4 protein-coding genes and 2 tRNA genes are annotated in these 8,133 nt (G+C 41.1%); 4 read left to right on the forward strand and 2 right to left on the reverse strand.

The features are described from left to right. The first annotated feature begins 46 nt into the window (after window positions 1-46). On the forward strand, window positions 47-2,371 hold the full coding sequence (locus tag AC1DDK_RS11300) for a Tex family protein (protein ID WP_172662232.1): 2,325 nt from the start codon (window positions 47-49) through the stop codon (window positions 2,369-2,371). An 88-nt stretch (window positions 2,372-2,459) separates the two neighbouring features. Here the strand turns inward: AC1DDK_RS11300 and AC1DDK_RS11305 are convergent, their stop codons facing one another. After that, window positions 2,460-2,933, reverse strand: a complete 474-nt coding sequence (locus tag AC1DDK_RS11305) for an Lrp/AsnC ligand binding domain-containing protein (protein ID WP_048908245.1) — start codon at window positions 2,931-2,933, stop codon at window positions 2,460-2,462. Window positions 2,934-3,085: 152 nt separating this feature from the next. Here AC1DDK_RS11305 and AC1DDK_RS11310 point away from each other — a divergent pair. After that, window positions 3,086-3,193, forward strand: a tRNA-Asp gene (locus tag AC1DDK_RS11310). A gap of 57 nt (window positions 3,194-3,250) precedes the next feature. Then, window positions 3,251-3,395 (forward strand) — tRNA-Asp (locus AC1DDK_RS11315). A 146-nt stretch (window positions 3,396-3,541) separates the two neighbouring features. On the opposite strand, the gene AC1DDK_RS11320 is transcribed toward AC1DDK_RS11315, so the two are convergent. Next, window positions 3,542-6,739: a TonB-dependent receptor gene (locus tag AC1DDK_RS11320; RefSeq protein ID WP_337717036.1), complete on the reverse strand. Its 3,198-nt coding sequence runs from the start codon at window positions 6,737-6,739 to the stop codon at window positions 3,542-3,544. Between the two features lie 407 nt (window positions 6,740-7,146). Between AC1DDK_RS11320 and AC1DDK_RS11325 the strand changes: the two genes are divergently transcribed. Continuing rightward, window positions 7,147-8,124 (forward strand): IS110 family RNA-guided transposase, encoded by a 978-nt coding sequence (locus AC1DDK_RS11325; protein WP_337716559.1) that lies wholly within the window; start codon window positions 7,147-7,149, stop codon window positions 8,122-8,124. The last annotated feature ends 9 nt before the right edge of the window (window positions 8,125-8,133 follow it).

Raw genomic sequence — 8,133 nt, forward strand, 5'->3', positions numbered from 1 at the left:
TTATTTTTGACCCCACTGTACTTTACAACATCAAATAGAGATCAAAATGAGTAATCACTCTACAATAATCGCTGCTGAACTCGCAGTGGCGGAAAAGCAGGTTATCGCTACTATTGAATTATTGGATGAAGGAGCAACTGTTCCCTTTATTTCCCGTTACCGCAAGGAGATGACAGGGAGTTTGGATGAGGTACAGGTTGCCGCCATCCGCGACAGGTTTCAGCAGCTTCGTGAGCTCGATAAGCGTAGAGAAGCAATTTTAAAAGCACTTGCTGCACTTGAAAAACTTACACCAGAGCTTGAAGCAAAAATAAACGCGGCAACAAATATTGCCACCATTGAAGATATCTACCTTCCGTATAAACCAAAGCGTAAAACCAGAGCATCAGAAGCCCGTAAAAAAGGTTTGGAGCCTCTTGCTATTGCCATACTTGAGCAAAGCAAACAAGATCCGGAACTTGAAGCCGGTAAGTTTCTTAATGATGAGCTTGGCGTATCATCAACAGATGAAGCGCTTGCCGGGGCTAGAGATATCATTGCAGAAATTATAAATGAAAACATTGATGCAAGAACATCAATGAGAAAATATTTTCAAAACAATGCGATTTTTAAATCGACCCTGGTAAAGGGAAAAGAAGAAGAGGGGATTAAATACAAAGACTATTTTGACTGGAACGAGCCACTTAAAACAGCCCCTTCTCATAGAATCCTTGCAATGCGCAGAGGAGAAAATGAGGATATTCTAAAGCTTGAAACCATGCCTGAGGAAGAGGGAGCAATTCAAATTCTGGAGAAGCAGTTTGTGAAAAGCAACAATGGCAGTTCAGCACAGGTTAAATTAGCCATACAAGATAGCTATAAGCGTTTGCTGGGCCCAGCAATGGAAACAGAGGTTCGCGGTATTTCAAAAGAAAAGGCCGATGAAGAAGCGATCCGTGTATTTGCAGAGAATGCAAGGCAATTGCTGCTGGCTGCTCCAATGGGACAAAAGAATGTTTTGGCAATAGATCCTGGATTCCGTACCGGATGCAAGGTTGTTTGTTTGGATATGCAAGGTAAATTACTTGAAAATACTGCTATCTATCCGCATAACGGTCAAAGAGGTGTTCTTGAAGCTGCCGAAACCATCAAAAAATTATGTGCTAAGCACAATGTTGAGGCTATCGCTATTGGAAATGGAACTGCAGGCAGAGAGACCGAGGTGTTTATCCGTGGGTTGGCTATAGCCGACGTAATTGTGGTGATGGTTAATGAAAATGGTGCATCTATCTATTCAGCCTCTGAGGTTGCCAGAGAAGAATTTCCAACTCAGGACATCACCGTTCGTGGGGCAGTCTCAATTGGACGTCGTTTAATGGATCCGTTGGCAGAGCTTGTTAAAATAGATCCTAAGTCTATAGGTGTAGGGCAGTACCAGCATGACGTAGATCAGAATAAGCTGCAGGCTTCTTTAGATGACACTGTAATGAGTTGTGTGAACGCTGTAGGCGTAGAGTTAAACACGGCATCCAAACAGGTTCTGGCGTACGTATCAGGGCTTGGTCCGCAGCTTGCACAAAACATAGTAAGTTATCGTAATGAGCATGGTGCTTTTAAAAATAGAGAAAGCCTTAAAAAGGTACCTCGTTTAGGAGACAAGGCTTTTGAGCAGGCCGCTGGATTTTTGAGAATTAGAAATGCTGAGCATGTGCTTGATACTAGCGCTGTTCACCCAGAGCGCTATGCCCTGGTTAATAAAATGGCAAGAGACCTGAACTGCAGCGTAGCTCAGTTAATGAAGGATGCTGAATTAAGAAAACAGATCAAACTTCAGCAATATGTAAGTGAAGAAATTGGTTTGCCAACCTTAAATGATATTATGAGTGAGCTTGCAAAACCAGGAAGAGATCCTCGTGAGCAGTTCGAAATATTTAGCTTTACTGATGGCATAAATGCAATAGCTGATTTAAAGATCGGTATGAAATTGCCTGGCATTGTTACCAATATTACCAATTTCGGAGCCTTTGTAGATATAGGAGTTCATCAGGATGGATTAGTGCATACGAGTCAGCTTTCCAATAAATTTGTAACCAATGCCAATGATGTTGTTAAAGTTCATCAAAAAGTAGAAGTTACGGTAGTTGAAGTGGATGTGGCAAGAAAGCGTATTTCGCTTTCTATGAAAACAGCCACCGCTGCTCCAAAGCCTCAGGTTAAAAAGGCAGATCAAAAACCAAATAGCTTTAAAAAACCGGTAAGTGCAGGTAAACCGGATCAACATAGAAAGCCGTCAAAACCTCAAACTAATGGTGTTGGAGGGAAGAAAGATAAACCGCTACCAGATGGGGATTTACAATTGAAGCTTGAAGCATTGAAAAACATGTTTAAATAGTAAAAAGAGCATTGCAGTCCGTCATCTCTCCTATCGTGGAGATGACGGACGATTTAAAAAAACGTCATTGGTAATCTCATTTTGTTAACTACAGCTCAATCTGTCTTTTGATACTTTCTTCAAGAGAGATTAATGTTTCTGTACGTTGTATGCCAGATACAGCCTGGATTTCTTCGTTTAATACATGTCTAAGGTGGCTCGTATCGCGACAAATGATCTTGGCAAACATACTATAGGCACCGGTAGTGTAATGGAGTTCTACAACTTCTTTAATTTTGCTTAGTTGCTCTACAGCATCTTTATATTGAATTCCCTTTTCAAGATAGATACCAAGGAAGGCACAGATGTCGTAACCAGCCTTTTGCGGATCAATAATGAGATGTGACCCTTTGATGATACCCATTTCCTGAAGTTTTTTCATGCGGACATGTATTGTTCCACCAGAAACAATCAGATCTTTAGCAATTTCAGTGTAAGGCTTAGTTGCATCATGCATCAGCTGCTTCAAGATATCAATATCCAGGTTATCAATTTCTAAATTTTGGGTTTCTTTTTTAAGCATCGTTTTGATATTTGGTAACAATATTCTAAGTTAATTAGAAATATCGTAAAAATAAAATAAAATGTTTAAAATATTTGCAACGTATATAGGTTGTTGTTACATTTGTATCAAGCAAGTAACAAAAAATAGTTCTTTAAAACTTGTTTATACTCTGTAGGGTGGTGAAATTGGCAGACGCACCTCCTTGTCTCGGTGGTGGAGAATTTGGAAAACCCGTAAGGGCTAACCACTCCTTGAAGGTTCGACTCCTTCCCCTACAGCTATTAAGTAGTTAAATCAACCTAAACCTACTACTTAAGAATTAGTACTTTATATAATGTTGGGTGGTGAAATTGGCAGACACGCCTTCTTGTCTCGGTGGTGGGGATAAATGGATAAACGCAGTTTATGGGTTGACCACAAATTAATTTTTGAACTGTAGCTAACTACCCCTTGAAGGTTCGACTCCTTCCCCAACAGCCAGTTTTTTTATGAATAATAAGTTAGTTAAAAAACGAGTGACCCCGGATAGGGCCACTCTTTTTTTTGTTATGACCTATTTAATGCAAAACAAGAAGGGTGTGTTTCAGATTGTGAAACACACCCTTCTTGTTTTTGAGATCGAAAGCTTAGAAACCGTAGCGGATACCGATCTGCCCCTGATAAGGATTGCCTGATGGATTGGCAATACCAGAATTGTTTACGTTATAAACAAACTGGTTGGTTGTGTTGTTGAACGAATTAACTGAATATAGTGCCTGGTTTCCCATTGATTCGTTCACACCCCATTTCTTATTCAAGAGATTGGCTACGTTGAAAAGATCTCCTGAAATTTCAATGCTGTGGGTTTTATAAACTTTAAATTTCTTGCTGATTCTAAGATCAAAAATGCCATAGAACCCGTTGATACCGCCGTTCCGCTCAGCGATCTGACCGCTGTACCTGTTGATGTAGTCTTTAAGGCTCTGACTTGCATTAGGATTATCCATGATGGCCTTTAAACCAGTTTGAATGTTGGCTGGTACAGCAGTGTTGTTCCTGTCGAAAATAAAAGCAAGATCATTTGTTCCCGAAACAAAGTCGCCATTAGTATTACCGCCCGACAATAGAGAATAGCGTGTGCCACCGATACCTGAATAACGAATACCTACACTTACCCCATAGAAGGTAGGTAGTGTGCCATAGAATACAATTTTATGTCTGAAGTGGTTGTCTGAATAACTCATCTTACTCAGGTCTCTTGGATTATCTTTTACAGGTAAGGCTAGTGTCGCGGTATTCGCTACGTTTCCATTATAAGAAGTATTGTCTTTGGTATCGTTTAATGTATAGCTAAAGGTGATTGTTCCGTCTTTAAAGTATTGATAAGTAGCATCCAGAACTGCTGCGAACTGGTTTACACGCCCCTTGCTGTTCATTTCCAATACCCTACCGATCTTCTGACTAATACGCCCCTGTTGCCAGTCTGGTGCAGCGTTGGTAATACTTGCTGCCGGAACGTACACACCTCGGCCGCCTTCATTTTCCAATCTAAAGAATGGATTTACTGCCATATTGCGATCTACGTATACGTAATTGTTGCGTCCTAATGTGGCAAAACCTGTTATAGTGACTTTAAATTTCTCATTAATAAAATGTGAGTAAGAAGCATTTGCTTTATAAACTACTGGCACGCGGGCATCACTTGCGTTAGTGTTGATCGTGAGAAGTTTGTTAACACCCGGGATGTCAAACAATTCCAGTCCGGGCGCATTCTGAGGGTTATTGCGGTAATCTATGAAATTTGGTATTGGCACATTCGGTGCTCTCACATCAACTGAGGCAATGCGCGTTCCGTCAAATACCCTGTTGTTGATCGTCATGTAATTATTGATGTCCGATCCAAAGATACCAGCACCAAGCCTGATGAAATCCCTGTGCTCCTCATTCACATCCCATGTGAACTGCAGTCTTGGCTGAATCTGGAAAGTCGACAGCGAGTTGTCTGTGCGTAAACCAAGCTCATCCAGAACCAACTGATTCAGAGGCGCAGCAGGGTAGAAACTGTAATCGGCACGAATACCTGCCGTCATCTCCAGGCCCGTTGCAAGCTTCGTTTGCATTTGTCCATAAAGAGCGGTATTGAAGATTCCCTGAGTTACACTTGGGTCGGCCACTAAAGGCACTTCCCTTGTGTATCTGTATGGTTTAAGGTCATTGAAATTCTGCAAGGCAGTTCTATTGTTTGCCGGATTGGCCAGATCTGCGGTATTTCTAAACCAAAACCTGCCGTTCAGCTCACTTCCGTAAACAGAATGTGCACGGGTATACATTAGGTCTGCGCCAAAAGTATATTTAATCTTGTCTGTGTTGTAATACAGGTTATTTACAATCTGTAATACATTATTAGTAAAACCTTCCTGTGCAAAACGGTGACCACCTATCTGAATATTTGTTGCTGCATTGGCTCCATTAATACTTGAAATTACGTTTTCTACAACGGCTCTTGGAATGTTTGCGGCAGGCAACTGATCACCTGGACTGCTTAATTGGTAGGTGTACAAATGCTGTACCTTTAGCTCATTGGTTAGTTTGGAATTGATGGATGAACGTAAAGTAGCCAGTAAGCTGTTATCTACGTTTTGGTCATTTCCATAAGATTCGTACAAATTGATCGGGCTATTGTCTTCCAGGCCCTGCTTGTTGCGGTCATTGGTGTAGTTGTCTCTGATTGTCAACAGGTTTTTCTCATTGATTTGCCAGTCGATTCTTGCAAAACCTGCATCTGAACCGCGTAGCTTATCAAATTCTCCAGTCTGGCGTCCCTTTACCCCATATTTATCCTGGGCGATATCCACAAACTCTTTTAGTGTGGCAGGAGTAATCCTCAGTCGAGTAATATCGGCGTCGGTTTCCAGATTGGCAATCATCAAAGGCCTTGCATCACGCTGATGGTCCCATGCAGCAAAGAAATGCAGTTTATCTTTAATGATCGGACCGCCTAATGAAAATCCATATTGATAGGTAGAGAAATCAGATTGGCGTTTGTTGCCATTGATTGCATAAGGACTTGCCAGCCAGTCTGCCCGGCCATAAGTAAATGCTCCTCCACTAAAAGTATTCGTACCCGATTTGGTTACTGCACTAATGGTCCCACCGCCACTTCTGCCAAAGGTTACGTCATATTGGTTGGTGACTACCTGAAATTCCCGGACAGCTTCCATAGATAAAGAATAAGGTGCACCGCTTCGGCTGGTGGTAGAACCTGCTGAAGTTGGATTCTTAGCCGTCATACCATCAATAGTGTAATTAGTAGAAGAGCCCAGCTGGCCAGATATTGTGCCACCGCGGCTTAAAGGAGACAAGTCCATAAGATTGGTGAAATTCCTGCCGTTAACAGGAAGTTTCTCAATGTCTCTGGCCGTAATGGTGGTTGCAGCACCGAGGTTTTCAGTTTTGTTTTTAAGTCCTGATCCTACAATCTCTACTACTGCCAGGTTTTCTACTGCATCCTGCATGGTGATATTGATTTTCAGGGCATCACCCTGATTTAATGAGTAGCCGGTTATTTTTTGGTCGCCAAAACCTACATAAGTTGCAGTAATAGTGTAGGGTTTCCCAAGGGGAAGTTCTTTAAAGGTATACACACCATTGCTGTTGGTAGTGGTGGAGGTGTTAAATCCTGTAGATTCATTACGAACCCTGACAGATACGCCCGGAACAGGTTTTTTTTGAGTATCAGTAACGGTTCCTGATATTGAAGTTTGTGTTGTTTGTGCCAGGAGTTTATTTTGGGCAAAGCAACAGAATAGAAGCAGGAGAGCTGTACATAGTAAATTTTTCATCATCTGAGTTAGTAGGTTGATTTTTGATGACGAAATTAGGGTTGGAATATTAGCTCAGAAATAGATTTATATTAAGAAATTCTGCAACGATTTGGATATTAATGATGCTACGAAATAGATTACCAATCACAGGAGTTTAAAGCTTTCGTCATCTCGACGTAGGAGAGATCTCTTGATTATGCCAGAGTTCAAGAGATCTCTCCTACGTCCTTTAGATTTGTTTTGATTATTTTTAGAATGAGAAGGAAGCAGAAGTAAACTATCCTTTCGTCAGAGTTTGGACTCATGTCTCGATTTAGACTTCTGCCTCCCTTTCATCAGGAACTCAAATAGAAATTAGGGCTAATGACCCATTATTAAGGACTTGAGCCGAACTGATGAATTCTCATTTCAATTCTTAAAACAAATTTATGAAAAAGATTTTTATTGGAATCGACATCAGCAGCAAAACATTAGATATCTGTTTAAAGACTGATGGAAAGGTTGAGTATTTCAACATTCAGAACCAGCTAAAACCCATTAGATTGTTCTTTAAAAAGCACACAACAGTAGGAACCGTAGTTGCTATGGAGAATACCGGGCGCTACAACTGGAACCTGTTTGAGGTTCTAGCCGAGCTAGAACTATTCGTTTATGTGCTCTCACCATTGCACTTGAAGAAGAGCCTTGGTCTCTCACGAGGAAAGAACGATAAGATTGATTCGCTTCGGATCTGTAGCTACATCGAAAAGAACCAGCAAGGAACTAAACAATGGAGCCAGTTATCGTTATCGATAAGAAGGCTTAAAGTTCTGCTAACCGAGCGGGCAACTAGGGTAGCAATGAAAAGCAGTTTTGTCAGACAGCAACATGATTATAAGATGATGAAGTCAATCGCGTTGGACAAAGAACTGCTAAAACTGAATAAAAAGCTCATTGAATCGATCGATGTGCAGATAAAGAAGATTGAATCCGATATTGAAATGAACATTATGCTGGATAGCGAACTCAAGTGCAAAGCGGAACTTATACGGTCTGTTCCAGGAGTTGGAAAGGTGGTCTCATGGATGATGATTGCAAAGACCGAGGGCTTTACATCGATCAGCGACCCACGCAAAATGGCATGTTACTGTGGAGTGGTGCCATTTGACCATCAATCGGGAACCTCAATAAGATATAGGCCCAGGGTGTCGGTATTTGCAGATAAAGGGATGAAAAGCCTGCTCCACCTTGCGGCAATGAGTTCGATAAGGCTAAATAATGATCTGGGGACATATTATAAACGAAAAGTTCAGGAGGGAAAGAACAAGATGAGCGTTTTAAATGCGGTAAGAAACAAAATCATCCATAGGATATTCGCTGTAATAAAAAACCAAACCATCTATAAAAATGATTTGGTTTTGTCATAGAAATCGAGA

This window comes from Pedobacter sp. 05T44 (assembly GCF_056395985.1).

Coding starts and splice junctions, on each gene's coding strand:
- AC1DDK_RS11300 (WP_172662232.1), top strand. CDS start 47: ATGAGTAATCACTCTACAATAATCGCTGCTGAACTCGCAGTGGCGGAA.
- AC1DDK_RS11305 (WP_048908245.1), bottom strand. CDS start 2,933: ATGCTTAAAAAAGAAACCCAAAATTTAGAAATTGATAACCTGGATATT.
- AC1DDK_RS11320 (WP_337717036.1), bottom strand. CDS start 6,739: ATGATGAAAAATTTACTATGTACAGCTCTCCTGCTTCTATTCTGTTGC.
- AC1DDK_RS11325 (WP_337716559.1), top strand. CDS start 7,147: ATGAAAAAGATTTTTATTGGAATCGACATCAGCAGCAAAACATTAGAT.